Origin of the sequence: Streptomyces sp. NPDC085931 (assembly GCF_044540565.1) — a bacterium.
Lineage (GTDB): Bacteria > Actinomycetota > Actinomycetes > Streptomycetales > Streptomycetaceae > Streptomyces.
Map to the genome: position 1 here is coordinate 342086 of NZ_JBITSK010000006.1, position 26962 is coordinate 369047.

The following is a 26962-nucleotide window of genomic DNA, read 5'->3' on the forward strand; positions in this document are numbered from 1 at the left end:
GTCCCCCCTGTCCTGGGCGTGCTGGCGGTGTTCGCGGGGGGCCTCCCGGGCCTCTCCGCGGGGGCCGGGGCCGGGGCGCGGGGGGGGCGGGCCCCCCCGGGGGGGGGGGGCGGGGGGGCCCGGCCGGCGGGGGATCAGCGGGTGAAGGTCACCCGGTGTTCCTTCAGGGCGCCGCAGTTGGAGCCGTACACCTGTACGTAGGTGTTGGCGATGCTGCCGCCCCAGTCGACGCAGTGGCCCTTGCCGTAGACGTAGGTCGGCCCGGCGTACGACGTGAACACGCCCTCGTCGTAGTGGCTCTCCTCGGTGTCCGGGACGAAGATCCAGGCCGACATGTTCACGGCCGTGCCCGGGTTGTTGCGGATGGTCGCGACGCAGTTCTGGCCGTTGGCGGCGTTGTAGGTCAGGTAGACCGTCCCCAGTGAGCCGACGGCCGCCGAGTTGACCGTCTTGTAGCCGCTGCCACAGACCTTCTGCGGCGTGGTGTTGGGTGCGGCGGAGGCCGGCGCGGCCAGGGCGGTCATGGTCCCCAGTGACAACGCCGCCACGGCGGACGCGGACAGGATGGAACGGGCGAATCTCATATTTCCCCCTTGCAACTCTTCGAGGTGGTTGCTCCTGCCTGGTGTGACCCGCCGGGGGTGCAAAGGGTTGTGCCCCATGTGCCGGGAAAAACAAGCCAGTTGGTGTCCTGGCATCGGGCGCGCCGGTGCCGGGCGGCCGAGGATGCCCGGATTCCGCCCGGTTCACTCACCGGTCACCCGCACCACACGGGAGATCCAGAGGATCTGTGCAGGGGCGACACACAGGCTGCACACGGACCGTTCGAAGTCTCGTTAGCGTTACGGCTCGATCCCACGTGCGAACGTGACCAGGCGCGGCTCGCGAGCCGCAGGAACAGCCAGATCGGGAACACCACACATGGACTACTGCTCCTCGTGCCGCCGGCACCTCAACGGCGCCCTGGTCTGCCCGGGGTGCGGCGCCTACGCCCCGGACATCGACCCCACCGCCGGCGGCGGCCGCACCGGCCCGGCCTCCGCGACCGCGGGCGCACCGGCCGTACGGGAGTACCCCGCCGCCACCGGCACCTGGCACGACGGCACCCTGTGGGACGAGACCCCGGCGGGCACCCCGGAGGTTCCCCGCGCCGGGAACGGCAGCGACGAGTCCCCCGGCACCGGCCCGGCCGACGCGCGCGAGACCCCGGACCCCGCCCTGCCCGACGGGTACGCGGCACTCCCGCAGGGGCGCGCGGCCCGGCGGCGCCGGCTGGCCCGCTGGAAGAAGAACCAGCGCCGGGCCGTGATCGCCACCGCCGTCGCGCTCGTCGGCGGCGGCCTCACCGTCACCGCCATGAACGGCAACGCGACGCCCGGAGTGCGGGCGGCCACCGCCCCCGAGGACACCCCCATGGGCGGCGCCGAGGGCGAGGCGCCGGCGGACACCGGGCCCGCGGCGGGCCGGCACACCGCCCCGCGCACCTCGCCCACCACCCCGCCGCACACCGGCCGCGTCTCGCGCCACCAGCAGCCCCGTGCGGCCGATCCCCGCACCACGCCGGCGGGCACCCGGGCGGACACGGCCGCCACGCCGCGCGAGCTGCCGCTGACGACCCCGCCGCGCCGCACCACCGCCCCGAGCGCCGCCGACCCGGCCGGCGGCTCCACGGGCTCCTCCGGCTCCGCCGGGCCGGGCGCCACCGAGCCGACGGCACCCCCCGCCGCCGGCTCCGGCGCCCAGCAGCCGGCGCCCCCGGCGAGCGACCCGCCCGCGACGAGCCCCGCCTCGCCCACGGCACCGCCGTCCGACCCGCAGCCGGACGAGCTGTGCCTCCTCGTCATCTGCCTCGGCTGACTCCCCGCCACCCGCCGCTCTCGGGCGCCCAACTCGCCTTGCGCGTAAGCTGATTGGAGTCCGTGCGGGATGCGTCCCGACGGATCACGGCGGGAACTCGCGTGCGGCGCGGGGCGTCCCCGGCGCGGGCCGCGCCGCCTCCGCACGAAGCGGAATCCGCCCGTACAATCCTGGCGACCAAATCGGGGGCGTCATCAGCGGGGGAGTCCGCGTGGAAACCATCATCGTGCAGTTGCCCGGTCCGTCGCAGTGGGGCGAGGACGACCCGGGCAGTCCCGAACTGATCCACCTGGGACCGGGGGACGTCGCGGACTTCGGCCGCGGGGGATCGGGGGTGCGCATCGTGCTGACCGACCCCGGCATCTCGCGCCGGGCCGGGCAACTGGAAGCGGCCGGGGACTACTGGCGGCTGTCCAACTTCAGCCGCAGCGTGTCCTACGTGGTGGAGAACCTGGAGGGTGCCGGTGAGTACATCACCGTCGCGCCGGGGCGGCTCGGCGCACCCGTGCCCTTCGAGTTCTCCCGGGTGGTGCTCCCGGCCCTGTCCGGCACCGCCACCTTCAAGGTGTTCGCGCCCCAGCACGCCTACCTCGGGGAGCAGTCGATGCCGGGCGGCGGCGAACAGACCGTCCACCCCTTCGCCCTGGACCCCACGTCGAAGTACTTCCTCGTCCTGGTGGCTCTGTGCGAGCCCCGGCTGCGCGACCCCTCCGACTCGGCGCTGCCCGGCGTGGGGCAGATCGTGGAGCGGCTGCGGCCCCTGGAGTCCTGCCGGGACCTGACCCGCTCCGCCGTCAACTACCACATCGACTACCTCGCCTTCGCCAAACTCCGCCTCGACCTCGGCGAGGACACCGCGACCGGCGCCAAGCGCACCCGGCTCGCCTCCGTCGCCCTGCGCTTCGGCCTGGTCCGCGAAGAGCACCTCGCCCTGCTGCCGCCGCGCAACGCCGGCCGCCTCACCCCGCAGGAGGCCGGCACATGACCTCCGGACGGGACACCCACGAGGACGACCTGGAGACACCCCGGCCCCGCCTTCCGGAGGGCTTTTGCATCCAGGACTGGACCGTGGGCGCGGTCATCGGCTCCGGCGGCTGGGGAACCGTCTACGAGGCCCGTGCGGTCGCCGACGGCACGCCCGTGGCGGTGAAGGTGCTGCCGACCGGTTCGCTCGGCCCCGGGCAGCGCGCCGCGCTCGGCGAACTGGTGGCCCGCGAGGTCCGCTTCAGCGCGGAGGCCGACCACCCGCACCTGGTGCGCACCCACGCCGTGTGCACCGTGGAGGCACCGGAACTGCCCGCCCTGGACGGGGCGATCGCGCTCGTCATGGACCGGGCCGAGGCCAGCCTCAAGGACGTCCTCGACGCGGCCGTCACGGGCGGGCCCATCGACGACGCCGCCCGCGTCCTGCGCGGCGTCGCCGCCGGACTCGCCCACATGCACGCCGCCGGCTGGGTGCACGGAGACCTCAAACCCGCCAACGTCCTGCTGGGCGCGGACGGCCAGGTGTGGCTGGCGGACTTCGGGCTGGCCGCCGAACTCGACGGCACCCACGCCCACCTGCCGCCGCTCGGCACGCTGGACCACCTGCCGCCCGAGTGGTGGTCCCAGCGCACCGGCACCGAGGGCGCCGTCGTCAGGCCCACCGCCGACATCTGGGCCTTCGGCGTGCTCGCCCACCAGGTCCTCACCGGCGGCCTGCACCCCTTCCCGGGCGCCACCGCCCGGGCCCGCTCCCTCGCCGCCCAGAGCTACGCCCGCGGCACCGCGCCCCTGCGGCTCGACGCCGGTCTCGACGAGGACCTGCGGCGGCTGATCGCCGACTGCCTGGCCCCCGACCACACCGCCCGCCTCCCGCACACGGCTCCCAGCGTCGCCGGCCGCGTCGAGCAGATCACCGGCGGCCCGGCGCGCCGCCGAAGACGCCTGGTGCCGGCCGTCGCGGCCGGGCTCGCGATCGCGACCGCCGCCGCACTGGGCGCGGTCGCCCTGCTGGGCGCGGACGGCGAGGACCGCGCCGGCGGCACCCCCGCCCCCACCCCCACGGCCACCGGCCCGAGCACCCTTCCGCCCGGGGAGATCCCCGCGGACTCCGACGTGCCCGAGGCGCTGCGGCCCGTCATCACCCGCGCCGCGCACCGCTGCACCGACGAGGAGATCACCCCCGTCCTGCTCGCCGCGATGATCAAGGCCGAGAGCGGCTTCGACCCGAAGGCCTCCCGTCCGGAGAGCGACGAGTACGGCATCGCCATGTGGACGCCGGGGGTGTTCAACGCGTGGGCCGTGGACGGGGACGAGGACGGCGACAAGGACCACATGTCGCCGCCGGACGCGATCTCCACCATGAGCGGCTACGTGTGCTGGCTCGACCAGCGCTTCAAGCAGGCCGGGCTGCCGAAGAAGGACCTGCCCGCCCTGGTCGCGGCCGGCTACCGCACCAGCGACCGCACCGTCATCGAGGAGGGCGGCGTCCCCGAGCGGGTCCGGCCGCACGTCGACAAGGTGCTCGGCTACCTCGCCGAGTACCAGCGCTGAGACACGAAGACGCGAGCGGGGGGCGGAGCCTCGGCCCCGCCCCCCGCTCGTCCCCCGTTCCCGTCGCGGACCGCTACTCGGCACACTCCGGGACGTTCGGCAGCCGGTTGTCCGGCGAACTGATGTAGATGTTGGAGATGTAGCCCTTGTACTGGGGAAGGTAGGCCCACCAGTCGTTGGAGTAGGGCGGCACGTTGACCACCTGGCCGCGCACCTGGCAGCCCACCAGCACCTCGACCCCGGCCGGCAACTGGGTGATCCGGTCGTGACCGGTGGTCGGGCCCTTGCGGACGTTCACGAACTCGCTCCAGGTGCCGAACCACGTCCCCGCGGGCCGCACCCCGCCCGGCACGTTCAGCGAGCGGGTCAGCCGTCCGATGTCGGTGTACGCCTTCCCGTAGGACGTGCCGACCGGGTGGGTGGTCAGCACGGCCACGATCGACCGGTCGTCGGCTCCCACCGTGCCGGTGCTGTGCAGGGCGGGACGGCTGAGATCCAGCTCCGCCGCACCCCGCGCGGCGGGCCTCGCGGCCTCCCCGGCCCCCTCGCCCGTCGCGGCCCGGGCGGCGCCCGCCGCGCCCTGCGGACCGCAGGTGCCGTCCGCGTACTTGCCGGCCCAGCCCTGCTTCACCGCCCACGGCCGGTCGAACGCCCCGGCGATGCCGAAGTGCTGGTCGAACTTGTCGGAGGCGCAGCGCGTGGAGGCCCGCAGGTTGTCCATGATGAAGGTGCGCACGGGCGCGGGCGCCTTCTCCAGGATGTACCGGTAGATCGTCACCGTGTCCCGGGCCGACACGGCGGTGTAGCCCCAGTAGCCCGGGTAGCCGGCGGGCGGCCCCTGGGTGTCGCGCAGGTCGAGCCGGTCGGGGTGGGCCATCCGGTCGATGATCGCCGAGCCGCCGTAGGTCGACCAGTAGTAGTTCGCGGCGGCGTCGTTGCTGCTGCGCAGCATCGGCTCCAGGCGGGCCCGGTCGGCCGCCGGGATGGTGTAGTCGGGCCCGCGGTCCCACAGGAAGTCCAGGGCCAGCAGCAGTTTCACCACCGAGGCCGACCGGAACTGCGCGCTCTCGTTGACCTGTTCGGTGAAGGCGCCGGCGTGACGGTCGTAGACGGCGACGCCGGCCGTGACGCCCGGCGGGATCTGGGCGGCCGCCGCCCGGGTGGTGCCGGCGGGCTTCTCCGGTCGTGGCTGTGCCGTCGCGCCGCTCGTGAGCGACGCGACCGAGACGACGGCCGCGAGTGCGGCGCCGCCGCGCAGGAGCATGCGCATGGTTGCCCTTCCTGGTCTGCCGGTGGTCTGCCGGTGGTCCGCGGGGAACCTCGGCCCCGTGGCCGACACAGTAGGAGCCGCGGCGGCGGGGCGGTCCTGACGGATGTCAGGGGCCCTGCGACCCGCAGCGGCCCGCGGGACCGGGCAGCCGTGGCGTCCGCCCACCACTGCGAACGGGTCGCGAGACGGGCGGAGTTGGTCGTGGGCTCCCGGCGCAGGCTCACGTCGGTGGCCCAGACGCAGACGTCGGTCAGCGTCGGGTCGCCGCCGTCGGCGACGGCCGGGGCCGCCTGCGCGGAGGTGGCCAGACCGCCCACGGCGAGCGCGGTCGCGGCGAGGCCGAGCGCGGTGCGGCTGATCAGCCGCTTCATGTGTTGTCCCCCGCAGGACCAGTGGTTGACGGTGCGGGCGGTGCGCGTGGTGCGGGCGGCGTGCTCCGTGCGGTCCGTGCGGTCCGGCGTGGTCACGCGTGATGCCGTAGCCGGTGCCCGGGCCCCGGCGTCCGAGCACGGCGAGCGCTCCGGCGCCGACGAGCGCGGCCTCGGCGAAGAGACGAACGGACGTGACGAGAGCCCCCTGATGGTGTGTCCGACGCTCAGCACCGTAGGGAGATCCGCGCCGGAGGGCGTCGGGACACGGCTGAAAACCGCTCGACGACCGTGCTCGACCCTGTCTACGATCCACGGCGCGGCATCGCGTGCCGGTCACCGGCCGGGTGAGGCATGGAGGCGCCGTGGAGATGCCCGTGGAGGCATTGACCGTGTCAGTCGAGTTCAACCACACCATCGTCCTGTCCCGTGACCGGGAGAAGTCCGCCCGGTTCCTCGCGGAGATCCTCGGCCTGGAGGTCGGGGCACCGACCGGGGTGTTCCTGCCGGTGACCACCGCCAACGGCGTCACGCTGGACTTCCTCACCATCGACGCCGACATCCCCATGCAGCACTACGCGTTCCTCGTCTCCGAGGACGAGTTCGACGCGGCCCTCGCCCGCCTCGTCGAGGCCCGGATCCCGATCCAGGCCGATCCGCACGGCAACCACCCGCGCCGGATCAACCGCAACGACGGCGGCCGGGGCGTGTACTTCCTCGACCCGTCCGGCCACGGCCTGGAGATCATCACCCGCCCGTACGGCACCGATCCCGCCTCGCCGCTGAACGGGGTCACGGAGGACGTCGCCGGAGCGGTCTGAGCCGGCCTCGGGAGCCGGACGGCGGCTGAACCGCCGTTCAGCCGCCGTCCGGCTCCAGCGCCCCGGGGCACCGACTCCGCGGGACTCTCCCGGCCGTCAGGCGTCGACGCGCACCGCGCACGACCAGCCGTAGGGATCGGGCCCGATCCGCAACTGGTCCCACGCGACCGCGCGCGGGACCGCCCCGGTGATCTCCACGTCCGCGAGGGCGGTGACCGCCAGCCGGACGTCCAGACCGCCGTCGGCCTCGTCCGCCTCCACGTCGACCGGCACCTGGCCGTACGCCTCCAGCCGGTAGATGACCTCGTCCAGCAGCGCCGCGAGCAGATCGTCGTCGCTGGCCTCGCCCAGCCGCACCCGGTCCACGGCCGTGGGCCGCACCCCGGACAGGTCCGCGAAGCACTCCACCATCGCCAGGACGGCCTCCGCCAGACAGTGCTCCCGGCACGCGGCCCAGGCCTCGATCCGGATGTCGCCCGGGTGCGGCACCGCCCGGTGCCCGCTCGCGCCCGGCTGCCGTACCTGCCCGCCGTCTCCCGTGTGACCGCCCATGGACATCGCCTGCCCGAAGGTCGCCTTCCCATGCGGCGCGGTGCGGGCCGTGGGTCAGAGGGGCTCGTCCGCGAGGTAGGGCGGGGCCGGGTCGTACTGGAGGTAACGGCGCACCGCGCGCGCGTGGTCCCGGCCGTGCAGCCGCCCCACCAGCCACAGGGCGCTGTCGATACCGGCCGAGACGCCCTGGCTGGTGACCAGGGTGCCGTCGACCACGTAGCGGACGTCCCGGACCACCGTGACGTCGCCGCGCGCCTGGAGGGCGTCCTCGTGGCTCCGGTGCGTCGCCACCCGCCGTCCGCGGGCGGGCCCGGCCGCGTGCAGCAGGAACGCGCCGGTGCACACGCCGTGCACCCACGCGGCCCGCTCGGCCGTCCGCCCGATCCAGCCGGTCACCACCGGGTTGTGCACCTGCACCTCCCGGGCGCCGCGGCCGCCCGGCACGTGCAGCACGTCCAGCGGCGGATGGTCGTCGAGCGTGTGGTCGGGCAGGACGCGCAGCCCCTTGTTGCAGCGCACCGGGCCGGGGTGTTCGGCCAGGAGCACGGCCCGGTCGGCCCCGTCGCGCAGCCGTGCGGAGACGGTGAAGACCTCCCAGGGGCCGACGAAGTCCAGCTCCTCGGCTTCCTCGAAGACCAGCAGGCCGTAGGTCGTCATACGGGTCGTCCCTCCTCCGGAACGGGGTGGGCGCCGGCGGGTCCCGCCGTGGAGCGGAACCGGGCGCGGTAGTCCGACGGCGCGACGCCGAGCCGGCGGTGGAAGGTGCGGCGGAGTGTCTCGGCGCTGGCGAAGCCGCAGCCGCGGGCGATCGCCTCCACCGGTTCGTCCCCCTCGCTGAGCGCGCGCCGGGCCGCCTCGACCCGCACCCGTTCGACGTACGCGGCGGGCGGCACGCCCAGTTCGGCGGTGAAACGGCGCTGGAGGTGGCGCGGGCTCAGCCCGGCGCGCGCGGCGAGAGCGGCGATGTCGTGCCGGGCGCCCGGATCGGCGTGGACGGCGGCGACGGCGGCCCGCACCGGGTCCGTCGCGGGCTGCCGCGACCACAGCGCCACGCTGAACTGCGACTGGCCGCCGGGCCGGCGCAGGAACAGCACCAGCCGGCGCGCCACCGCGTGCGCGACGTCCCGGCCGCGGTCGTCCTCCACCAGGGCGAGCGCCAGATCCATCCCGGCGCTCACCCCGGCCGACGTCCACACCGGCCCGTCCCGGACGAAGACCGGGTCGCAGTCCACCCGCACCCCCGGATGCTCCCGGGCCAGCTGCTCCCCGCGGGCCCAGTGCGTGGTCACCCGGCGCCCTTCCAGCAGCCCCGCGGCCGCCAGCAGGAACACGCCGCTGCACACCGAGGCGACACGGCGGGCACCGGCCGCCGCGGCCGCCACCCAGGAGACCAGCTCCACGTCCCGGCAGGCCCGGTCCACACCACGGCCGCCGACCACCACGAGGGTGTCCGCCCCGGCCGGATCGAGGTCCGCCACGCCGTGCCCGGCGTGCACCAGCAGCCCGCTCGACGACGGCACCGGCCCCGCCCGGGGCCCGACGACCTGGCAGACGTAACCGCCCGCGCCGTCGAACACCTCGTGCGGGCCGGTGAGATCGAGCGGCTGGAAGCCGTCGAAGACGACGAAGACGACACGGGGATCGCTCACCCCTCCACGCTCCACCGGCCCGGATCACGGCGTCAACGACGGGCACCCCACACATCGCGCCATGGGACGTGCGCGCGCCGTGGCGTCCGCCGCTGCCGGGGTACCACGGAAGCCGGGGGAGAGGAGGCTCCCGATGGACTCCCAGACGGTCACCGTGCCCGTCGGCGGCGCGGCCCTCACCGGTGATCTCACCGTGCCGCCGGGCGCCCGCGCGGTCGTGCTGTTCGCGCACGGCAGCGGCAGCTCCCGGCACAGTCCGCGCAACCGCGAGGTCGCCGCCGGCCTGCGCACCGCCCGGCTCGGCACCCTGCTCATCGACCTGCTCACCGAGGAGGAGGAGCGGCACGACGCGCGTACCGCCGCCCTCCGCTTCGACATCCCGCTGCTGGGCCGGCGGCTGGTCGCCGCCGTCGACGAACTGGCCCGGTGGCCCGGCACCCGCGGCCTGCCCGTGGTCCTGTTCGGGGCCAGTACCGGCGCGGGCGCGGCCCTGCTCGCCGCCGCGGAACGGCCCGGCCGGGTGCAGGCGGTCGTCTCCCGCGGCGGGCGGCCCGACCTGGCGGGCGAGGCCCTGGCCGCCGTCCGCGCCCCGGTGCTGCTCATCGTGGGCGGCCAGGACCGGCACGTGCTGTGGCTGAACGAGGAGGCGGCCCGCCGGCTGCACGTCCCGCACACCCTCCACGTGGTGCCCGGCGCGACCCATCTGTTCGAGGAGCCGGGCGCACTGGACCAGGTCACCGAGACGGTCCGGCGATGGTGCGTCGAACAGCTGCGCACCGTGGCGGGCTGACGGCCGCCGACGCACCGCGCGCCGTCGGGTGCGCGCATCGTCCGGCGGGCCGCGGGTACGCGGGTGCCCGACCGGGCCGGGGGCCTCACCGTGCGGAAGCGGGGGTGACCGAGATGCGGTTCCGTGATCGCCGGCAGGCCGGCGTCGAACTGGCCGGGGCGCTGCGCGCCCGGCAGCAGGCGGGTGCCCTGCCGGATCCGGTGGTCCTGGCGCTGCCGCGCGGCGGCGTCGCCGTGGCCCGGGAGGTCGCCGCGGCCCTGCACGCCCCGCTCGACGTGCTCGTCGTCCGCAAGATCGGGGCCCCCTTCCAGGAGGAGCTCGGTGTCGGCGCGATGGCCGGTGACGAGGTGCCCCTGCTCGACGAGGACGCCCTGCGCCACCTGCGCATCGGTGAGACCGCCCTGGCCCCCGTCATCGAGCGGGAGCGCGCGGAACTGCGCCGCCGCGAACGGCTGTACCGGCAGGGCCGCCCCGCGCCGGACCTGCGGGGGCGGACCGTGATCGTGGTCGACGACGGCCTGGCCACCGGCTCCACCGCCCGGGCCGCGCTGCGCTCCGTACGCCGTCAAGACCCCGGGCGGGTGGTGCTGGCCGCGCCGGTGTGCTCCCGGGAGGCGGCAGAACTGATGCGCGCCGAGGCGGACGAGGTGGTCAGCCTCCACGTACCGGCCGCGTTCATGGCCGTGGGCCTGTGGTACGAGGACTTCGGCCAGCTGACGGACGAGGACGTCCTGGAGGCGCTCCACGTGCACTGAGGACGCCGGCCCACCTCTTGCGCCGGTCTTTCGCCGAGACCCTGCGGGGCAGGCCGGGCCGGGCCCGGTCAGACGACGCCGTCCGCGCGCAGCGCCGCCACCTCCTGCTCGGTGCGGCCGAGTTCGGCCAGGATCGCCGCGGTGTGCTCGCCCACGGCCGGTACGGGATCCATGCGCGCGGGCAGGCCGGCGAGGTCGGCCGGCGGGAGCAGGGCCTCCACCGTGGCGCCGGGCACGCCGATCTCGGTCCACCGGCCGCGGGCCGCCAGCACGGGGTGGTCCAGGAACGCGGCGACGTCGTTGACGCCCGCGCAGGCGATGCCGATCCGCTCCAGGTCCCGGAGGATCTCCCCGGACGGGGAGCGGGCGCAGCGGCCGGCGATGACGGCGTCGAGCTCCTCGCGGTGGGACACGCGGTCGGAGGCGGTGGCGAAGCGCGGATCGCCGACGAGCTCCGGCCGGCCGAGGAACCCGGCGCACAGGGCCGCCCACTCCCGCTCGTTCTGGATGGAGAACAGCACCTCCTTGCCGTCGGCGGCCGGATACGTCCCGTAGGGCGCGATGGTGGCGTGGGCGGTGCCCAGGCGCGGGGGCTGGGTGCCGCCGTGCCGGGTGTAGTAGGCGGGCTGGCCCATCCACTCGGCGAGCGCCTCGAACAGGGACACCTCCACGGGGTGTGCCTCTCCCGTGACGGCGCGGGTGTACAGGGCCGTGAGGACGCCGCTGTAGGCGTACATCCCCGCGGCGATGTCGGCCACGGAGATCCCCGTCCGGGCCGTCGCCTCCGGGGTTCCCGTCAGGGACACCAGTCCGGTCTGGCACTGCACGAGCAGGTCGTAGGCCTTGCGGTCGGCCCACGGGCCGGTCGTGCCCCAGCCGCTGATCGTGCACGGGATCAGCCGGGGGCGGCGGCTCGTGACGGCGGCGGCGTCCAGGCCGAGGCGGCCGGCGGCGCCGGGGGCGAGGTTGTGCACGAACACGTCCGCGCCGTCGAGGAGTTCGTGCAGGATCTCCCGGCCGCGCGGGTCCTTGAGGTCGAGGGTGAGGGACTCCTTCGAGCGGTTGATCCACACGAAGTAGCTGGAGTGGCCGTGCACGGTCGTGTCGTAGCGGCGGGCGAAGTCACCGTCGCCCGGGCGCTCCACCTTGATGACCCGGGCGCCGAGGTCGGCGAGCTGCCGGGTGGCGTAGGGCGCGGCCACGGCCTGCTCCACGCTGACCACCGTGACCCCGGACAGGGGATACCGCTGCACGCTCATGCCTCAGGCTCCTGAACCTCGTACGGGAGGACGCCCCGACAGTGAATCACTGCGGAAAAGCACGGCGCCGGACAGGGCGGCCCGGCTCGGCCGGCCGCCGACGAGGCCATCGGCCGGCGACCGCGGACGACGCGCGCGCCACCGCCCGCATCCCCCCGCCCGGCTGCCGCGCGGCAGGCCCGGCGGCACGCGCTCAGCCCCCGCCGAGGCCCTCAGCGCCCGGGGCCCCCACCCGCAGCGCGTCCATGACCAGGTCCAGCAGACGCGTCGCGCGGGGCTGCCAGTCGTCGTGCGGGTCGATCGTCCAGAGGCCGCCGATGGCGAGGAACAGGTCGTCCGCGGTGATGCCCGGGCGGATGCTGCCGGCCTTCTCGGCGGCGCGCAGCAGCAGTTCGGCCGCCTCGGTCACCGGCGTGTGCCCCGGCTTCTGCGGCTTGCCCGGCGCGCTCGTGGCCTGGCGGATCGCGTCGGCCAGGCCCGCCTTGGTCATCGCGAACCGGGCGAGGCGGTCCATCCACTCGCGCAGCGCCCGGTCCGGTTCCCGGCACTCGAGCAGGGGCGCCGCCGACTCGGCGACCTGCCGCATCTCGTGGCGGTAGATCTCCATGACGAGCGCCTCACGGCTCGGGAAGTGGCGGTAGAACGTCCCCTGCCCGACGCCCGCCTTCTTGGCGATGGCGCTCAGCGGCGTGTCCGCCGAGCGCGTCAGCTCGACCAGGGCCACCTCCAGGATGCGCTCGCGGTTGCGCTGCGCGTCCGAGCGCAGGGGAGCGTCCTTCTGCTGCCGCACTCGCCCTCCTCCCGATCGGTGGCTGAAACCCGTCCTTGTTAAGCGGACAGCTGTCCGTTACGTTTCCTGGTAGCGGACAACTGTCCGCTTGTCTCATCGTACCGGCGTGCCCGCCCCGCGGACATCCCGTACCGGCTCCGTCACGGCCGGTCCGCCCCCGCATCCTGCCCGGGCGGGAACCGGCGCCGCCACCCCTCCGCCCCCTCCGCCTGACCTCGCGATGTGAGAAAGAAGGCTTCCATGCCCCCATCGACGTCCAGCGACCTCACCCTGTCCGTCAACGGCGAGAAGTACACGCTGACCGTCGACCACCGCACCACCTTGCTCGACGCGCTGCGCGAACGACTGGACCTGACCGGCACCAAGAAGGGCTGCGACCAGGGACAGTGCGGCGCCTGCACCGTCCTCGTCGACGGCCGCCGCAGCGTGGCCTGCCTGCACCTGGCCGTCGCCGCCGAAGGACGCGAGATCACCACCATCGAGGGCGTGGCCCGGGGCGAGCAACTGCACCCCGTGCAGCAGGCGTTCCTCGACCTCGACGGCTTCCAGTGCGGCTACTGCACCCCGGGCCAGATCTGCTCGGCCATCGCCGTGATCGAGGAGCACGCGGCCGGCTGGCCGAGCGCGGTCACCGGCGACGTGCGCCCCGAGGCCGGGCCGCCCGCACTGACCCCCGAGGAGATACGGGAACGGATGAGCGGAAACCTGTGCCGCTGCGGCGCCTACGTGTCGATCGTCCAGGCCGTCGCCCGGGCCGCCGAGTCCGAGGGAGCGGCCGCATGAGGGAGTTCGGCTACCAGCGGGCCCACGACGTCGTGGGCGCGGTGGCGCTGCTCGACGGCGACCCCGACGCGCGCTTCCTGGGCGGCGGCACCAACCTGGTCGACCTGATGAAGACCGGCGTCGAACGGCCCGCCCGCCTCGTCGACGTCCGCGAACTGCCCCTGGACGACATCGAGCCGACCGCCGACGGCGGCCTGCGCATCGGCGCCACCGTCACCAACAGCGACCTGGCCGCCCACCCGGAGGTCCGGCGCCGCTACCCGGCCCTGGCGCAGGCCGTGCTGGCCGGGGCCTCCGGGCAGCTGCGCAACATGGCCACCGTCGGCGGCAACCTGCTCCAGCGCACCCGCTGCGGCTACTTCGCCGACGTCAGCTCCCCCTGCAACAAGCGCGAACCCGGCAGCGGTTGCCCCGCCCTCACCGGCGAGCACCACAACCACGCCGTCCTGGGCGCCTCCGACCACTGCGTGGCGACCCACCCCTCCGACATGGGCGTGGCGCTGGCCGCCTTCGACGCCGTCGTGTCCTACGAGACGGCGGACGGGCCGGGCCAGGCGGCGCTGGCCGACTTCTACCTGCCGGTGGGGGAGACCCCGCACCGGGAGACCGCCCTGCCGCCGGGCGCGCTGATCACCGGCGTCACCCTGCCGCCCGCCCCGGTGGCGGCCCACTCCCGCTACCGCAAGGTGCGCGAGCGGGCGTCGTACGCCTTCGCCATCGGGTCCGTCGCCGCCGCCCTGGACGTCCGGGACGGCCTCGTCCACGACGTGCGCCTGGCGTTCGGCGCCGTCGCCTCCCGCCCCTGGCGGGCCCGGGCGGCCGAGCGCGCCCTGACCGGCGCCCCCGCGCACGCCGACAGCTTCGCGGCCGCCGCGGACGCCGAACTGGCCGCCGCCCGGCCGCTGCCCCACAACGGATACAAGGTGATCCTGATGCGCAACCTCGTCGTGGCCGTCCTGAGCGAACTCGCCGAGGAGGCCGCCCGATGACGACCGCCACGAGGGGAGCCGTCGGCACCGCGCACACCCGCGTGGAGGGCCGCGACAAGGTGACCGGGGCGGCCCGCTACGCGGGCGAGATCCCCTTCGCCGACCTCGCGCACGGCTGGCTTGTGCTGTCCACCGTCGCCCGCGGCCGCATCCGCTCCCTCGACACCGAGGCCGTCCTCGCCATGCCCGGCGTCCTCACCGTCCTGCACCACCACAACGCCCCGCGCGTCACCACCGACTACGTCAGCCTGCTCGGCGTCCCGCCGGACCCGACCGTCGCCCTCTTCCAGCACGACCGGGTGGCCCACCGGGGCTGGCCGGTGGCGCTGGTCGTCGCCGAGACGTCCGAGCAGGCGCGGGAGGCCGCCGAAGCGCTCGTCGTCCACTACGACCCCGAACCGCACGACGTCGCCTTCTCCGCCGAGCGCGACGCCGAGGCCTACGCGGCCGACGGGCACCTGCCGGCCGTGGTGGAGAAGGGCGACCTGGAGGCGGGGCTCGCGGCGTCCGCCGTCGTGGTGGACGAGCGGTACACCACGCCCGAGGAGCACCACAACCCGATGGAGCCGCACGCGGCGACCGCCCGCTGGGAGGGCGGCCGGCTGGAGGTCGTCGACTCCAACCAGGGCACCAACTGGGTCGCCGGTGAACTCGCCGGACTGTTCTCCCTCGACCCGGCCGCCGTGCGGGTGCGCTCCGAGCACGTCGGCGGCGGCTTCGGCAGCAAGGGCGTGCGCGCCCACCAGGTGGCCGCCGTGATGGCGGCGACGGTGCTGCAGCGCCCTGTGCGGGTGGTGATGACCCGCCGGCAGATGTTCTCGCTGGCCGGGTACCGCAGCCCCACCGCGCAGCGGGTCAGGCTCGGCGCCGATCCGGACGGGCGGCTGCGGGCGCTGGAGCACCGCTCGCTCAACCTCACCTCGGCCGTGTACGAGTTCGTCGAGCCGAGCGCGGCGGCCGGACGGTCGATGTACGCCGCCGACGCCCACCACACGGCCAGCCGCGTCGTGCGGCTCGACGTGCCGTCGCCGACGTGGATGCGCGCACCCGGCGAGGCCCCGGGCTCTTTCGCGCTGGAGTCGGCGCTCGACGAGCTGGCCGAGCGGCTCGGCCTCGACCCGATCGAGCTGCGCCTGCGCAACGAACCCGCGGTGGGACCGGTCTCCGGGCTGCCCTTCGGCAGCCGCAACCTGATCGCCTGCTTCCGGGAGGGCGCCCGCCGGTTCGGCTGGGCCGGGCGCGACCCGCGGCCCGGGGTGCGCCGGGAGGGGCGCTGGCTGCTCGGCACGGGCACCGCGGCCGCCTCCTTCCCGACCACGGCCATGCCGTCCACCGCGGCCGTCACCGCCGAGGCCGACGGCACCTACACCGTGCGGATCAACGCGGCGGACATCGGCACCGGCGCCCGTACCGCGCTCACCCTGGTCGCCGCCGACGCGCTCGAGGTCCCCACGGACCGGATCCGGGTGCGGCTCGGCGACAGCGACCTCGGGCCGGCGATCATCGCGGGCGGCTCCATGGGCACCCGCTCCTGGGCATGGGCCGTCACGGCCGCCGCCGACGAGCTGCGCCGCGGCCTCGTGCCGGGCGCCGACATCCCGCCGGAGGGCATCACCGCGCGGTCGGACACGGCCGAGGCCGTCGCCGCCCTGGCGCAGAAGGAACGGCACTCCTTCGGGGCGCAGTTCGCCGAGGTCGCCGTGGACCCGGCCACCGGCGAGGTGCGCGTCCGCCGCATGCTGGGCATCTTCGCGGCCGGCCGCATCGTCAACCCGCTCACCGCCCGCAACCAGCTGCTCGGCGGCATGATCTGGGGCCTGTCCATGGCCCTGCACGAGGAGGCCGTGCGGGACCCGTCCAGCGGCGGCCTGTACGGCGCCGACCTCGCGGGCTACCACGTCGCCGCGCACGCCGACGTCCCGCACATCGAGGCCGACTGGGTCGACGACCCCGACCCGGACGACCCGGTCGGCATCAAGGGCCTCGGCGAGGTCGGCATCGTCGGCGCCGCGGCGGCGGTCGCCAACGCGGTGTGGCACGCGACGGGCGTCCGCCACCGCAGCCTGCCGATCCGCCCCGACCGCGTCCTGCTGGCGGGCGGCGATGCTTGATCTCGCCGGCCCGCTGCGGGAATGGATCGAGGAGGGCCGCGAGTTCGCCGTCGCCACGGTGGTCGCCGTCGGCGGCAGCGCCCCGCGCCCGCCGGGCGCCGCGCTGGCCGTCGCCGGCGACGGCACCGCGATCGGCTCGGTCTCCGGGGGCTGTGTGGAGGGCGCGGTGTACGAGCTGTGCGTCCAGGCCCTCGACGACGGCGAGACACGGGTGGAGCGGTTCGGCTACAGCGACGAGGACGCCTTCGCGGTCGGCCTGACCTGCGGCGGCACGATCGACATCATGATCACCCCGTTCACGGCGGACCGCCCGGACGAGTCGCCCGGGACGCCACCGGTACGGACGCCGTCGCCCGGGACGCCACCGGTACGGACGCCGTCAGCCGCGGCTGCGCCGGTGGGGACACCGCCGGTCGGGGTACCGCCGGCGCCGACCCCGCCGGCCGCGCTGCCGCTGGTGCCCCGGCCCCCGCGGGCCGCCACCGCGTTCGCCGCCGTGTCGGCCGCCGGGCGCGGCGAGCCCGTCGCGCTGGCCCGCGTGGTCCGCGGACCGGCGGAACTGCTCGGCGGCGCACTGCTCGTACGCCCCGACGGCGCGCCCGAGGGCGGTCTGGGCGGCCACCCGGCCCTGGACCGCACCCTGGCCGCCGAGGCCCGTGCCCTGCTGGAGTCCGGCCGCACCGGCACGGTCGAGCTGTCCGAGGACGGGTCGCACTGCCCGGGCGGTCTCACCCTGCTCGTGGAGTCGGCCGTACCGCCGCCGCGCATGATCGTCTTCGGCGCGATCGACTTCGCGTCGGCGCTGGTGGGCGCGGGCAAGTTCCTCGGCTACCACGTCACCGTCTGCGACGCGCGCCCGGTCTTCGCGACCCGGGCCCGCTTTCCGGACGCGGACGAGATCGTCGTGGACTGGCCCGACCGCTACCTGCGCGGCACCCCGACCGACCGGCGGACGGTGCTGTGCGTGCTCACCCATGACGCGAAGTTCGACGTGCCGCTGCTGAAGGAGGCACTGCGGCTGCCGGTCGCGTACGTCGGGGCCATGGGCTCGCGCCGCACGCACGAGGACCGCGCCCGGCGGTTGCGCGAGGAGGGCGTGAGCGCGTCGGAGCTGGCCCGGCTGAGGTCCCCGATCGGCCTCGACCTGGGTGCCCGGACGCCGGAGGAGACCGCGGTGTCCATCGCGGCGGAGATCATCGCCGCCCGCCACGGCGCCACGGGCACCCCCCTGACGGACACGGACCGGCCGATCCACACCCCCCGAGCGGCCTGACGGCCCCCGCGCCGCTCACCCTCAGGGGCGCGGGGAACTGCGCGACCGGCCACAACGGACCCGCGCCCGGCGTACCCGCTCAGACGGCCGCTCGGTGGACCGACCAGAGCGCCCCGGGCGGTTTACCGGCCCTCGGGGCGCTCACCTTCAGGGGCGCGGGGAACTGCGCGACCGGCCACGACGGACCCGCACTCGGCGTACCCGCTCAGACGGCCGCTCGGTGGACCGACCGGATCGCCCCGGGCGGTTTATCGACCCGCGGGCCGCCCGCCCTCAGGGGCGCGGGGAACTGCGCGACCAGCCACAACGGACCCGCACCCGGCGTACCCGCTCAGACGGCCGCTCGGTGGACCGACCAGAGCGCCCCGGGCGGTTTATCGACCCGCGGGCCGCTCACCCTCAGGGGCGCGGGGAACTGCGCGACCGGCCACAACGGACCCGCACCCGGCGTACCCGCTCAGACGGCCGCTCGGTGGACCGACCAGAGCGCCCCGGGCGGTTTATCGACCCCCGGGACGCTCACCCTCGGGGGCGCGGGGAACTGCGCGACCGGCCACGACGGACCCGCGCCCGGCGTGAATTCGACACGGCCCCGACCCTCGGCATGGCCCCGCGGCCGCCCGCGGGCACGCCGGAGGGGCCGCAGCCGAAACCGGCGGCGGCCCCTCCGCGGGCGACGACCCCGTCCCGCTCAGGCGGCAGCCGGCGCCGTCGCGTGGCCGTGCAGACGCGCGATGACCTCCGTCAGCTGCGCCGCGACCTCGGCGTCGTCCGACGGGTGCGTCTCCGCGAAGCGGGTCAGCGAGCCCGGGATGGACAGCTTGACGTCCTCGAGCACCTTGCCGCCGGCGATGCCCACGGCCTTGCGGGTCTCGTCGTGGGCCCAGACACCGCCGTACTGGCCGAACGCGGTGCCGACCACGACGACCGGCTTGCCGGTGAGCGCGCCGGCGCCGTACGGCCGGGACAGCCAGTCGATGGCGTTCTTCAGGACGGCCGGAATGGTGCCGTTGTACTCCGGCGTGAAGAGGATCAGGCCGTCCGCGGCGTTCGCCGCCTCACGCAGCCGCTCGGCGGCGGCCGGCACGCTGCCCTCGACGTCGATGTCCTCGTTGTAGAACGGGATGTCGGCGAGCCCCTCGAAGAGGTTCACCTCGGCACCCTCCGGGGCGAGCTTGACCGCGGCCTCGGCGAGCTGGCGGTTGTGCGAACCGGCGCGAAGGCTGCCGACGAGGGCGAGGATACGAACAGACATGCTGACTCCCACGTAGAGAAAACTGCAGTGAAACACTGCCGTCACAATCCGGACCGAGGTCCGTTTATTGTTGTAGCACCCTAACCGGACCGCGGTCCAGTTTTGTTCCCGATGCTTTACGCTGGCTGCATGTCCACCGTCCCGCCACCGTTCCCGACGCCCCAGGAGCCCGTCGACCACCCCGAGCTGCTCCAGCTCGGCACCGCCCTGGAGGCGGACGAGCCGTGCCTGCGCGCCGACGCCGCCCGCAACCGCGCCCGCCTGCTGGAGGCCGCCGCGCGGCTGGTCGCCGAGCGCGGCGCCGAGGGCGTCACGATGGAGGCGGTGGCCGCGGCGGCCTGCGTCGGCAAGGGCACGGTGTTCCGCCGGTTCGGCGACCGCACGGGCCTGCTGACGGCGCTGCTGGACCACTCCGAGAAGAAGTTCCAGGCCGCCTTCCTCGGCGGCCCGCCGCCGCTCGGCCCCGGCGCGCCGCCCGTGGAGCGGCTGCGGGCGTTCGGCCTCGCGATGCTGCGCCGCTCGACCGACGACCTGGAGCTTCAGCTGGCCGCGGAGCCCGGGGCGAACCGCCGTTACATCTCCCCGGCCCGCCGGGTGCTGCGCCACCACATCGAGGTGCTCCTGCGGCAGGCGGTCCCCGAGGCGGACTGCGAACTGCTCTCCCACGCGCTGCTGGGCCAGCTCGACCCGGCCCTGGTGCACCACCTGACCAAGCAGTGCGGGCTGCCCCTGGCCCGGCTGGAGGACGCGTGGATCGACCTGGTCGACCGGGTCACGGGGGCCGGCCGCCCGGACTGAGGGCCCGCCCCGGCCGTGAACGCTCACGGCGCCCTCACAACTCCCCCGCCGAAAGCGCGCGTTGAGGCTTCTGCCAAGATTCCGTCGTCATGGTGCAGATACCGAAAACGCCCGCGCCCCCCGCGCTGTCGCGCTCCGTGCCCACGAGCGCCGACGTGGCCCGTCTGGCCGGCGTCTCGCGCGCGACCGTCTCCTACGTCCTGAACAACACCAGCGCCGTACGGATCAGCGAGCCCACCCGCCGCCGCGTCCACGAGGCCGCGCGCGAACTCGGGTACGTCCCGCACGCGGCCGCCCGCAGCCTGCGCGCCGGGCACAGCCGCATGGTCCTGATCCCCGCGCCGACCTTCCCCGTCGGCCCGCTCTACAGCCGCTTCCTCAGCGATCTCCAGGGCGCCCTCGCCGCCCTGGACTACACGGTCGTACAGCACGGCACCGGGGGCCCGCACGGCGACGAGGCCGCCCGGGCCTGGGCCGAGCTGCGGCCGGTCGCCGTCCTCGTCCCCGGCTCCGGGCTCGGCCCCCGCGGCGTCGCGGTGCTCAAGCGCTCCGGCGCCCGGGCCGTGGTCACCCTCGGCCCCGAGACCATCGAGGGCGCCCACGCCCTGCTCATGGACCACGACGCCGTCGGCCACAGCGCGGGCGCCCACCTCTACGACCGCGGCCGCCGCCGCATCGGCGTGGTCGTCCCGCAGGAGCCCGGCCTCGACGCGTTCTCCGCGCCCCGGCTCGACGGCGTCCGCCAGTCCGTGCGCGGCACCGGCGCCACGGTCACCGAGCTGCCCCTCGCCTACGACGAACAGGCCGCGGCCCGCCTCGCCGCCCGCTGGCGCGACCTGGGCCTGGACGCCGTGTTCACCTACAACGACGAGTACGCGATGCTGCTGATGCGGGCCCTGCAGGACGAGGGCGTACGCATCCCCGAGGAGACCGCCGTGATCGGCGCGGACGACCTCATGCTGGGCCGGCTGCTGCGGCCGCGCCTGAGCACCGTGCACCTGGAGCTGCCCTCCGGCCGGGAACTCGCCGAACTCGTCGATCGCGCGGTGCGCGCCCCGGGTACCCGGCCCGAGACCCACAAGGCGCTGGGGGCGACGGTGCTGCACCGGGAGTCCAGCTGACCGGGCGCGACGCCGCTGCGGACGGCCGGTGACCGGGTCTCCGCGGCGCCGCCCGGCTAGGATGTTGCACGCTCAACAACATAGGGGCGTGCGGGCACGCGGACCGCGATGCACCCGAGCGCGACCGGGCCGCGCGCGCCGCCCCGTGACCGCCGAACCGGCCACGCACCCACGGGACGTCCCGCCCGTCAGCCGGTGACCGATCGATCGGAGAGCCGTCATGCCGTTGCTCGACGCCAGCACCTGGCAGCCCCGCACCCTCACGGGGCCCGGGTACACCGTCACCGAGCCCGCCACCGGCCAGGCCCTCGGCAGCCTCGCCCTGGCCCGCCCCGAGGACGTCGCGAGCGCCGCCGCGCGGGCCGCCGAGGCCCAGCGCGCCTGGGCGGCCGCCCCGCACTTCGCCCGGGCCGCCGTGCTCCGCAAGGCCGGTGACCTGTTCGCCGAGCACGCCGCGGAACTGCGTGACTGGCTCGTCCGCGAGTCCGGCTCCGTCCCCGGCAAGGCCGACTTCGAACTGCACGTCGCCGCCCAGGAGTGCTACGAGGCCGCCGCGCTCGCCTCCCGCCCGGCCGGACAGGTGCTCCCCAGCGAGGCGCCCCGGCTGTCGTACACCCGCCGTGTCCCGGCCGGGGTGGTGGGGGTCATCGCCCCGTTCAACGCGCCGCTGATCCTGTCCATCCGGTCCGTCGCGCCCGCCCTGGCGCTGGGCAACGCGGTGCTGCTCAAGCCCGATCCGCGCACGGCCGTCTGCGGCGGGCTGGCCCTCGCCGCGGTGTTCGCCGCCGCGGGCCTGCCCCAGGACCTGCTGCACGTACTGCCCGGCGGTCCCGACGCCGGCCAGGCCCTGGTCGCCGACCCGCGCGTGCCCATCGTCTCCTTCACCGGCTCCACCGCCGCCGGACGGGCCGTGGGCGAGGCCGCCGGGCGCCACCTGAAGCGGGCGCATCTGGAGCTGGGCGGGAACTCCGCCATGATCGTGCTGGAGGACGCCGACCTCGACGCGGTGATCTCCACGGCCGCCTGGGGCTCGTTCTTCCACCAGGGCCAGATCTGCATGACCACCGGACGCCACCTGGTGCACGCGTCCCTGTACGACGAGTACGTCGAGCGGCTGGCCGCCAAGGCGGACTCGCTCGCCGTGGGCGACCCCTACCGGGACCAGGTCCACCTCGGCCCCGTCATCGACGCGCACCAGCTCGCCAAGATCAGCGGTCTGGTCGACTCCAGCCGGGCCGCGGGCGCGAAGATCGCCGCCGGCGGCACCCACGAGGAGCTGTTCTACCGCCCGACGGTCCTGGCCCACGTCGACGACCGCACCCCGGCCTACACCGAGGAGGTCTTCGGCCCCGTGGCGCCCGTCCGCTCCTTCACCACGGCGGACGAGGCGGCGGCCCTGGCCGCGCAGAGCCCCTACGGACTGTCCCTGGGCATCGTCACCCGGGACCCGGCCCGCGGCCTGGACCTCGCCGAGCGCATCCCCACCGGCATCGTCCACATCAACGACCAGACGGTGAACGACGAGGCCGTGGCGCCCTTCGGCGGAGTGGCCGCCTCCGGCACCGGCGCCCGCTTCGGCGGCGAGGCCAACCTGGAGGCCTTCACCGAACTGCGCTGGACGACGGTACGCGGAGACGTGGCTCCGTACCCCTTCTAGGCACTGCCCCCGCGGGCCCGCGTCACCGCGGCCGTCACTCGGCGGACTGCCGCGGCTGCTGAGCCTGCTGCTCGGCGATCGCCTTGCGGACCTCGTCCATGTCCAGGTTCCGGGCCTGCCCGATGACGTCCGTCAGAGCGGCCTCGGGCAGCGCGCCCGGCTGGGCGAACACGGCGACCTGGTCCCGCACGATCATCAGCGTGGGGATCGACTGGATACCGAAGGCCGCGGCCAGCTCCGGCTGCGCCTCGGTGTCCACCTTGCCGAACACCAGGTCCGGGTTCTCCTCCGCCGCCTTCTCGTAGACCGGCGCGAACTGCCTGCACGGCCCGCACCAGGACGCCCAGAAGTCGATCAGGACGAACTCGTTGTCCGTGACCGTCTGGTCGAAGTTCTCCTTGGTGAGCTCCACGGTGCTGCTCATGGCGTACATCCCTCTTCCTGGGTGGGGTCAAGCCGTCGGCACAACACGGCCGGCCGGGCACGTATTCCGCGCCCCTACCCGTGTGGCCAGGGCGCACACCACCCACCAGACTGACCCCATGACGGAAACGGAAACCAACGCGTACGACGTCGTGGTGCTCGGGGCCGGGCCCGTGGGGGAGAACGTCGCCGACCGCACCCGCGCGGCCGGCCTGACCACCGCGGTCGTGGAGAGCGAACTGGTCGGCGGCGAGTGCTCCTACTGGGCGTGCATGCCCAGCAAGGCCCTGCTGCGGCCGGTCATCGCCCGCGCGGACGCCCGCCGCGTGCCGGGCCTGAGCCAGGCGGTGCAGGGCCCCCTCGACGCGGCCGCGGTCCTCGCCCACCGCGACTACTACACCTCGAACTGGACCGACGACGGACAGGTCGGCTGGCTCGACTCCATCGGCGCCGACCTCCACCGCGGCCACGGGCGGCTCACCGGCCCCCGCACGGTCACGGTCACCGGCCCGGACGGCGCCGAACGCGTCCTGACCGCGCGGCACGCGGTGGCGGTCTGCACCGGCAGCCGCGCCGCCCTGCCCCCGCTGCCCGGGCTCGACGCCGTCCAGCCGTGGACCAGCCGGGAGGCCACCAGCGCCAAGACCGTGCCCGGCCGGCTGATCGTCGTCGGCGGTGGCGTCGTCGCCACCGAGATGGCCACCGTCTGGCAGGCCCTCGGCTCGCGCGTCACCCTGCTGGCGCGGGGCAAGGGCCTGCTGCCCAGGATGGAGCCGTTCGCCGGGGAGCTGATCGCCGAGGCGCTCACCGAGGCGGGCGCCGACGTCCGCACCGGTACGTCGGTGGAGTCGGTGACGCGCGAGAACGGCACGGTCGTGGCGGTCACGGACGGCGGCGACCGCATCGAGGCCGACGAGATCCTCTTCGCCACCGGCCGCGCCCCGCGCACCGACGACATCGGCCTGGAGACGATCGGCCTCGACCCGGGCTCCTGGCTGCCGGTCGATGACAGCCTCCGGGTGACCGGCCACGACTGGCTCTACGCGGTCGGCGACGTCAACCACCGCGCCCTCCTCACCCACCAGGGCAAGTACCAGGCACGCATCGCGGGCGCCGCCATCGCCGCCCGGGCCACCGGCGAGGACCTCGCCGCCCAGCCCTGGGGCGCGCACGCCGCCACCGCCGACCACGCCGCCGTCCCGCAGGTCGTCTTCACCGACCCGGAGGCCGCGGCCGTCGGACTGTCCCTCGCCGAGGCCGAGCAGGCCGGACACCGGGTGAAGGCCGTCGACGTGGACCTGTCCTCCGTCGCCGGGGCCGGCCTGTACGCCGACGGCTACCGGGGCCGCGCCCGGATGGTGGTCGACGTCGAGGACGAGATCCTGCGCGGCGTGACCCTCGTCGGCCCCGGCGTCGGCGAACTCATCCACTCCGCGACGATCGCCGTCGCCGGGCAGGTCCCGATCGGCCGCCTCTGGCACGCCGTCCCCTCCTACCCGACGATCAGCGAGGTGTGGCTGCGCCTGCTGGAGGCGTACCGGGACAGCTGAGCCGGGGCCTCGACCCCGGCGCGGTGCGGGTCACCGGGCTCGGCGGGGAGCGGCACGCCCGCGGCGCGGCCCACCGGGCCGGCCCCGTGGGCCGCGCCGGTCTTCTCACCCGCCCCGGAAGGGAAGCGCCCGCCGAATGCCTCCCGGTTCCGCGGCGGCCGGCGTCACGGCAGCTCGAAGCCGAGTGCCCGCGCGGCCTCCTCCGGCGTCGGCTGAGCCCAGCGCTCCGTCACCGCCCGGTTCGACGACAGCGAACGCGGCTCGGCACGGTCCAGATACAGGACCCCGTCGAGATGGTCCGTCTCGTGCTGCACGATCCGCGCGGGCCAGCCCGTGAACACCTCGTCCAGCGCGTGCCCGCGTTCGTCCTGCCCGGTCAGCCGCACCCGGGCGGGCCGCGCCACCACCGCCTGCCAGCCGGGCACGCTCAGGCAGCCCTCGAAGAACGCGGCCCGCTCGTCGCCGACGGGTGTGCAGGCGGGGTTGACCAGCACCCGGAACGGCTGCGGCACCCGCCCCCGCGCGAGCCGCACCTCCTCCGGCACCGGCGCCGGATCCTCGATCACCGCGATCCGCAGCTCCACCCCCACCTGCGGCGCCGCGAGGCCGACCCCGGGCGCCGCGCGCATCGTGACCCGCAGCGCCTCGACGAACCGGGCCAGCAGGGCGGGCCCCAACTGGCCGTCGTACGGCTCGGTGCCGCGCCGCAGCACCGGATCACCCGCCGCCACGATGGGCAACGGGCCCTCACCGGTGAGGAGTTCCTCGACCCGTTCGGCCAGGGGTGCGGCTTCGCTCGGAGTTCCCATCGCGTCAGGATGACACGGACCGGCCGCCGCCGTGTGGCGCACGACACACCCGCACTCCGGGAACCGGACGGCCCCGCGCTCCGACTCCTGCACCGCAACGGCCCAGAAGACGTCCCCCGGAGAAGCCCGCCGATGACCACCGCTCCCTCGACCACCACGGACGAGGCCCCGCAGTCCGCCACCCCGGCCCCGCCGAGGAGCAGTTGGGCGCCCCTGCGCCCGCTGGTCCTCCGTCTGCACTTCTACGCCGGTGTGCTGGTGGCGCCGTTCCTCCTCGTCGCCGCCGTCACCGGCCTGCTGTACGCCGCCTCGTTCCAGGCCGAGAAGATCGTGTACGACCACGAACTCACCGTCCCCGTCGGCCGGGAGAAGCTGCCCGTCGGCGAGCAGGTCGCCGCCGCCCGCAAGGCCCACCCCGAGGGCACGGTCTCCGCCGTACGGCCCTCGCCCGAGGCCGGCGCGACGACCAGGGTGATGCTGTCCGGCGTCCCGGGCGTCGACGAGGACTACACGCTCGCCGTGTTCGTGGACCCGTACACCGCCGAGGTGCGCGGCGCCCTCGAACAGTACGGCTCGACCGGTGCGCTGCCCCTGCGCACCTGGATCGACAAGTTCCACCGGGACCTGCACCTGGGGGAGAGCGGGCGGCTGTACAGCGAACTGGCGGCCAGCTGGCTGTGGGTGATCTCGGTCGGCGGGCTGGTGCTGTGGTTCTCCCGCCGCCGGGCCCGGCGCAGGCTGCGGGGCACGACGGGGCGGCGCCGCACCCTCGGACTGCACGGCAGCGTCGGCGTCTGGGCGGCGGCCGGGTTCTTCTTCCTCTCGGCCACCGGTCTCACCTGGTCCGCCTACGCCGGTGCCACCATCGACGAACTGCGCACCTCTCTGGGCCAGGCCACCCCCTCGGTGTCGGCGGCGGGCGGCGAGCACTCCGGCCACGGCGCCGCCGCCGGGCGGGCCGGGGACGCCGCGCACGGCGTGGGCCTGGACAAGGTCCTGGCGGCGGCGCGGGCCGAGGGCCTGGGCGACCCGGTGGAGATCGTGCCGCCGGCCGACGCGGACTCGGCGTACGTCGTCCGGCAGGTGCAGCGCAGCTGGCCCACCAAGCAGGACGCCGTCGCGGTCGACCCGGCGAGCGGCGAGGTCACCGACGTCGTGCGGTTCGCGGACTTCCCGGTGCTCGCGAAGCTGACCCGCTGGGGCATCGACCTGCACACGGGCATCCTGTTCGGCCCGGTCAACCAGATCCTGCTCATGGGGCTCGCGCTCTGCCTCGTCCTGCTGATCGTCTGGGGCTACCGCATGTGGTGGCAGCGCGGCCGCGGCGGCGCCTTCGGGCGGCCGGTGCCGCGCGGCGCCTGGCAGCACGTGCCGCCGCAGCTCCTGGTGCCGCTGCTGGCGGGGGTGGCCGTCCTGGGATACTTCCTGCCGCTGTTCGGCATCCCGCTGGCGGTGTTCCTCGCCGTCGACATCCTGCTGGGCGAGATCGCCCACCGGCGGGGGCGGCGGACGTACGGGAGCGGAACCCCGGCGCGCTAGGTCGTCGC

At 75.3% G+C, this 26962-nt stretch carries 25 protein-coding genes; 15 read left to right on the forward strand and 10 right to left on the reverse strand.

Annotated elements, in window-relative coordinates; translation table 11 throughout:
- Nucleotides 1-134 precede the first annotated feature (134 nt).
- Nucleotides 135-584, reverse strand: a complete 450-nt coding sequence (locus tag ACIGAN_RS14910; RefSeq protein ID WP_365097405.1) for a spore-associated protein — start codon at nt 582-584, stop codon at nt 135-137.
- A gap of 337 nt (nt 585-921) precedes the next feature.
- Here ACIGAN_RS14910 and ACIGAN_RS14915 point away from each other — a divergent pair, with 337 nt between their 5' ends.
- From ACIGAN_RS14915 to ACIGAN_RS14925, 3 genes are all read left to right on the forward strand, one after another.
- Complete coding sequence (locus ACIGAN_RS14915; RefSeq protein WP_399857606.1) at nt 922-1857, forward strand: SCO2400 family protein; 936 nt, start codon at nt 922-924, stop codon at nt 1855-1857.
- 211 nt (nt 1858-2068) lie between these two features.
- The gene (locus ACIGAN_RS14920; RefSeq protein WP_365097399.1) at nt 2069-2842 is read left to right on the forward strand and encodes a serine/threonine protein kinase; all 774 of its coding nucleotides are present in this window, start codon (nt 2069-2071) and stop codon (nt 2840-2842) included.
- Nucleotides 2839-4392, forward strand: a complete 1554-nt coding sequence (locus ACIGAN_RS14925; protein ID WP_399857609.1) for a serine/threonine-protein kinase — start codon at nt 2839-2841, stop codon at nt 4390-4392. Before ACIGAN_RS14920 ends, ACIGAN_RS14925 begins: the two co-directional genes overlap by 4 nt.
- Before the next feature lie 73 nt (nt 4393-4465).
- Here ACIGAN_RS14925 and ACIGAN_RS14930 read toward each other — a convergent pair whose 3' ends face one another.
- The gene (locus ACIGAN_RS14930; protein WP_399857612.1) at nt 4466-5662 is read right to left on the reverse strand and encodes a hypothetical protein; all 1197 of its coding nucleotides are present in this window, start codon (nt 5660-5662) and stop codon (nt 4466-4468) included.
- Between the two features lie 760 nt (nt 5663-6422).
- On the opposite strand from ACIGAN_RS14930, the gene ACIGAN_RS14935 reads away from it, so the two are divergent.
- A complete protein-coding gene (locus ACIGAN_RS14935) occupies nt 6423-6851 on the forward strand; it encodes a VOC family protein (RefSeq protein WP_365741602.1) in 429 nt (142 codons plus the stop codon).
- Between the two features lie 96 nt (nt 6852-6947).
- Here the strand turns inward: ACIGAN_RS14935 and ACIGAN_RS14940 are convergent, their stop codons facing one another.
- From ACIGAN_RS14940 to ACIGAN_RS14950, 3 genes are read right to left on the reverse strand one after another with little or no spacing between them, the layout of a single operon-like run.
- Nucleotides 6948-7403: an archease gene (locus ACIGAN_RS14940; protein WP_365743758.1), complete on the reverse strand. Its 456-nt coding sequence runs from the start codon at nt 7401-7403 to the stop codon at nt 6948-6950.
- Nucleotides 7404-7457: 54 nt separating this feature from the next.
- On the reverse strand, nt 7458-8060 hold the full coding sequence (locus tag ACIGAN_RS14945) for a DJ-1/PfpI family protein (RefSeq protein ID WP_399857616.1): 603 nt from the start codon (nt 8058-8060) through the stop codon (nt 7458-7460).
- Entirely contained in the window at nt 8057-9052 is a 996-nt protein-coding gene (locus tag ACIGAN_RS14950) for a GlxA family transcriptional regulator (protein ID WP_399857618.1), read from the reverse strand. Before ACIGAN_RS14950 ends, ACIGAN_RS14945 begins: the two co-directional genes overlap by 4 nt.
- 133 nt (nt 9053-9185) lie before the next feature.
- Here ACIGAN_RS14950 and ACIGAN_RS14955 point away from each other — a divergent pair, with 133 nt between their 5' ends.
- Together ACIGAN_RS14955 and ACIGAN_RS14960 are read left to right on the forward strand one after the other, a co-directional pair.
- Nucleotides 9186-9842 (forward strand): dienelactone hydrolase family protein, encoded by a 657-nt coding sequence (locus ACIGAN_RS14955; protein WP_365743764.1) that lies wholly within the window; start codon nt 9186-9188, stop codon nt 9840-9842.
- 113 nt (nt 9843-9955) lie between these two features.
- A complete protein-coding gene (locus tag ACIGAN_RS14960) occupies nt 9956-10597 on the forward strand; it encodes a phosphoribosyltransferase (RefSeq protein WP_399857620.1) in 642 nt (213 codons plus the stop codon).
- A gap of 68 nt (nt 10598-10665) precedes the next feature.
- Here ACIGAN_RS14960 and ACIGAN_RS14965 read toward each other — a convergent pair whose 3' ends face one another.
- Entirely contained in the window at nt 10666-11856 is a 1191-nt protein-coding gene (locus tag ACIGAN_RS14965; RefSeq protein ID WP_399857622.1) for a CaiB/BaiF CoA transferase family protein, read from the reverse strand.
- Between the two features lie 193 nt (nt 11857-12049).
- Nucleotides 12050-12646 (reverse strand): TetR/AcrR family transcriptional regulator, encoded by a 597-nt coding sequence (locus ACIGAN_RS14970; RefSeq protein ID WP_399857625.1) that lies wholly within the window; start codon nt 12644-12646, stop codon nt 12050-12052.
- Nucleotides 12647-12886: 240 nt separating this feature from the next.
- Between ACIGAN_RS14970 and ACIGAN_RS14975 the strand changes: the two genes are divergently transcribed.
- Genes ACIGAN_RS14975 through ACIGAN_RS14990 form a run of 4 tightly spaced genes read left to right on the forward strand, consistent with a single transcriptional unit; the run spans nt 12887 to nt 17802 of the window.
- On the forward strand, nt 12887-13429 hold the full coding sequence (locus ACIGAN_RS14975) for a 2Fe-2S iron-sulfur cluster-binding protein (RefSeq protein ID WP_365097374.1): 543 nt from the start codon (nt 12887-12889) through the stop codon (nt 13427-13429).
- A complete protein-coding gene (locus ACIGAN_RS14980; RefSeq protein WP_399857628.1) occupies nt 13426-14418 on the forward strand; it encodes an FAD binding domain-containing protein in 993 nt (330 codons plus the stop codon). The genes ACIGAN_RS14975 and ACIGAN_RS14980 overlap by 4 nt, the downstream gene beginning before the upstream one ends.
- Entirely contained in the window at nt 14415-16529 is a 2115-nt protein-coding gene (locus ACIGAN_RS14985; protein WP_399857631.1) for a xanthine dehydrogenase family protein molybdopterin-binding subunit, read from the forward strand. The genes ACIGAN_RS14980 and ACIGAN_RS14985 overlap by 4 nt, the downstream gene beginning before the upstream one ends.
- Nucleotides 16522-17802 carry an XdhC family protein gene (locus ACIGAN_RS14990; RefSeq protein ID WP_399857633.1) on the forward strand — a complete coding sequence of 427 codons (1281 nt, stop codon included), beginning with the start codon at nt 16522-16524 and terminating at the stop codon, nt 17800-17802. The genes ACIGAN_RS14985 and ACIGAN_RS14990 overlap by 8 nt, the downstream gene beginning before the upstream one ends.
- Nucleotides 17803-18493: 691 nt before the next feature.
- Here ACIGAN_RS14990 and ACIGAN_RS14995 read toward each other — a convergent pair.
- Nucleotides 18494-19057 (reverse strand): NAD(P)H-dependent oxidoreductase, encoded by a 564-nt coding sequence (locus tag ACIGAN_RS14995; RefSeq protein ID WP_365743777.1) that lies wholly within the window; start codon nt 19055-19057, stop codon nt 18494-18496.
- A gap of 129 nt (nt 19058-19186) precedes the next feature.
- On the opposite strand from ACIGAN_RS14995, the gene ACIGAN_RS15000 reads away from it, so the two are divergent.
- From ACIGAN_RS15000 to ACIGAN_RS15010, 3 genes are all read left to right on the forward strand, one after another.
- Nucleotides 19187-19855, forward strand: coding sequence for a TetR/AcrR family transcriptional regulator (locus ACIGAN_RS15000; protein WP_365743779.1), 669 nt, complete (start codon nt 19187-19189; stop codon nt 19853-19855).
- Nucleotides 19856-19944: 89 nt separating this feature from the next.
- A complete protein-coding gene (locus ACIGAN_RS15005) occupies nt 19945-20976 on the forward strand; it encodes a LacI family DNA-binding transcriptional regulator (protein ID WP_399857637.1) in 1032 nt (343 codons plus the stop codon).
- A 220-nt stretch (nt 20977-21196) separates the two neighbouring features.
- Nucleotides 21197-22633, forward strand: a complete 1437-nt coding sequence (locus tag ACIGAN_RS15010) for an aldehyde dehydrogenase family protein (RefSeq protein ID WP_399857639.1) — start codon at nt 21197-21199, stop codon at nt 22631-22633.
- Nucleotides 22634-22667: 34 nt separating this feature from the next.
- Here the strand turns inward: ACIGAN_RS15010 and trxA are convergent, their stop codons facing one another.
- Nucleotides 22668-23057: a thioredoxin gene (gene trxA / locus ACIGAN_RS15015; RefSeq protein WP_399857642.1), complete on the reverse strand. Its 390-nt coding sequence runs from the start codon at nt 23055-23057 to the stop codon at nt 22668-22670.
- A 118-nt stretch (nt 23058-23175) separates the two neighbouring features.
- On the opposite strand from trxA, the gene ACIGAN_RS15020 reads away from it, so the two are divergent.
- Complete coding sequence (locus ACIGAN_RS15020) at nt 23176-24606, forward strand: dihydrolipoyl dehydrogenase family protein (RefSeq protein WP_399857644.1); 1431 nt, start codon at nt 23176-23178, stop codon at nt 24604-24606.
- A gap of 164 nt (nt 24607-24770) precedes the next feature.
- Here the strand turns inward: ACIGAN_RS15020 and ACIGAN_RS15025 are convergent, their stop codons facing one another.
- Nucleotides 24771-25415 carry a peptide deformylase gene (locus ACIGAN_RS15025; RefSeq protein ID WP_399857645.1) on the reverse strand — a complete coding sequence of 215 codons (645 nt, stop codon included), beginning with the start codon at nt 25413-25415 and terminating at the stop codon, nt 24771-24773.
- Nucleotides 25416-25547: 132 nt separating this feature from the next.
- Between ACIGAN_RS15025 and ACIGAN_RS15030 the strand changes: the two genes are divergently transcribed.
- On the forward strand, nt 25548-26954 hold the full coding sequence (locus ACIGAN_RS15030) for a PepSY-associated TM helix domain-containing protein (RefSeq protein ID WP_399857648.1): 1407 nt from the start codon (nt 25548-25550) through the stop codon (nt 26952-26954).
- Nucleotides 26955-26962 lie beyond the last annotated feature (8 nt).

What these genes read in the sequence shown, in the direction of transcription:
- trxA (WP_399857642.1), bottom strand. Translation starts at nt 23,057, where the DNA reads ATGAGCAGCACCGTGGAGCTCACCAAGGAGAACTTCGACCAGACGGTC.
- ACIGAN_RS14945 (WP_399857616.1), bottom strand. Translation starts at nt 8,060, where the DNA reads ATGACGACCTACGGCCTGCTGGTCTTCGAGGAAGCCGAGGAGCTGGAC.
- ACIGAN_RS14990 (WP_399857633.1), top strand. Translation starts at nt 16,522, where the DNA reads ATGCTTGATCTCGCCGGCCCGCTGCGGGAATGGATCGAGGAGGGCCGC.
- ACIGAN_RS14910 (WP_365097405.1), bottom strand. Translation starts at nt 584, where the DNA reads ATGAGATTCGCCCGTTCCATCCTGTCCGCGTCCGCCGTGGCGGCGTTG.
- ACIGAN_RS14995 (WP_365743777.1), bottom strand. Translation starts at nt 19,057, where the DNA reads ATGTCTGTTCGTATCCTCGCCCTCGTCGGCAGCCTTCGCGCCGGTTCG.
- ACIGAN_RS14955 (WP_365743764.1), top strand. Translation starts at nt 9,186, where the DNA reads ATGGACTCCCAGACGGTCACCGTGCCCGTCGGCGGCGCGGCCCTCACC.
- ACIGAN_RS15010 (WP_399857639.1), top strand. Translation starts at nt 21,197, where the DNA reads ATGCCGTTGCTCGACGCCAGCACCTGGCAGCCCCGCACCCTCACGGGG.
- ACIGAN_RS15030 (WP_399857648.1), top strand. Translation starts at nt 25,548, where the DNA reads ATGACCACCGCTCCCTCGACCACCACGGACGAGGCCCCGCAGTCCGCC.
- ACIGAN_RS14915 (WP_399857606.1), top strand. Translation starts at nt 922, where the DNA reads ATGGACTACTGCTCCTCGTGCCGCCGGCACCTCAACGGCGCCCTGGTC.
- ACIGAN_RS14975 (WP_365097374.1), top strand. Translation starts at nt 12,887, where the DNA reads ATGCCCCCATCGACGTCCAGCGACCTCACCCTGTCCGTCAACGGCGAG.
- ACIGAN_RS14925 (WP_399857609.1), top strand. Translation starts at nt 2,839, where the DNA reads ATGACCTCCGGACGGGACACCCACGAGGACGACCTGGAGACACCCCGG.
- ACIGAN_RS15025 (WP_399857645.1), bottom strand. Translation starts at nt 25,415, where the DNA reads ATGGGAACTCCGAGCGAAGCCGCACCCCTGGCCGAACGGGTCGAGGAA.
- ACIGAN_RS14930 (WP_399857612.1), bottom strand. Translation starts at nt 5,662, where the DNA reads ATGCGCATGCTCCTGCGCGGCGGCGCCGCACTCGCGGCCGTCGTCTCG.
- ACIGAN_RS15000 (WP_365743779.1), top strand. Translation starts at nt 19,187, where the DNA reads ATGTCCACCGTCCCGCCACCGTTCCCGACGCCCCAGGAGCCCGTCGAC.
- ACIGAN_RS14940 (WP_365743758.1), bottom strand. Translation starts at nt 7,403, where the DNA reads ATGGGCGGTCACACGGGAGACGGCGGGCAGGTACGGCAGCCGGGCGCG.
- ACIGAN_RS15020 (WP_399857644.1), top strand. Translation starts at nt 23,176, where the DNA reads ATGACGGAAACGGAAACCAACGCGTACGACGTCGTGGTGCTCGGGGCC.
- ACIGAN_RS14965 (WP_399857622.1), bottom strand. Translation starts at nt 11,856, where the DNA reads ATGAGCGTGCAGCGGTATCCCCTGTCCGGGGTCACGGTGGTCAGCGTG.
- ACIGAN_RS14960 (WP_399857620.1), top strand. Translation starts at nt 9,956, where the DNA reads ATGCGGTTCCGTGATCGCCGGCAGGCCGGCGTCGAACTGGCCGGGGCG.
- ACIGAN_RS14980 (WP_399857628.1), top strand. Translation starts at nt 13,426, where the DNA reads ATGAGGGAGTTCGGCTACCAGCGGGCCCACGACGTCGTGGGCGCGGTG.
- ACIGAN_RS14985 (WP_399857631.1), top strand. Translation starts at nt 14,415, where the DNA reads ATGACGACCGCCACGAGGGGAGCCGTCGGCACCGCGCACACCCGCGTG.
- ACIGAN_RS15005 (WP_399857637.1), top strand. Translation starts at nt 19,945, where the DNA reads ATGGTGCAGATACCGAAAACGCCCGCGCCCCCCGCGCTGTCGCGCTCC.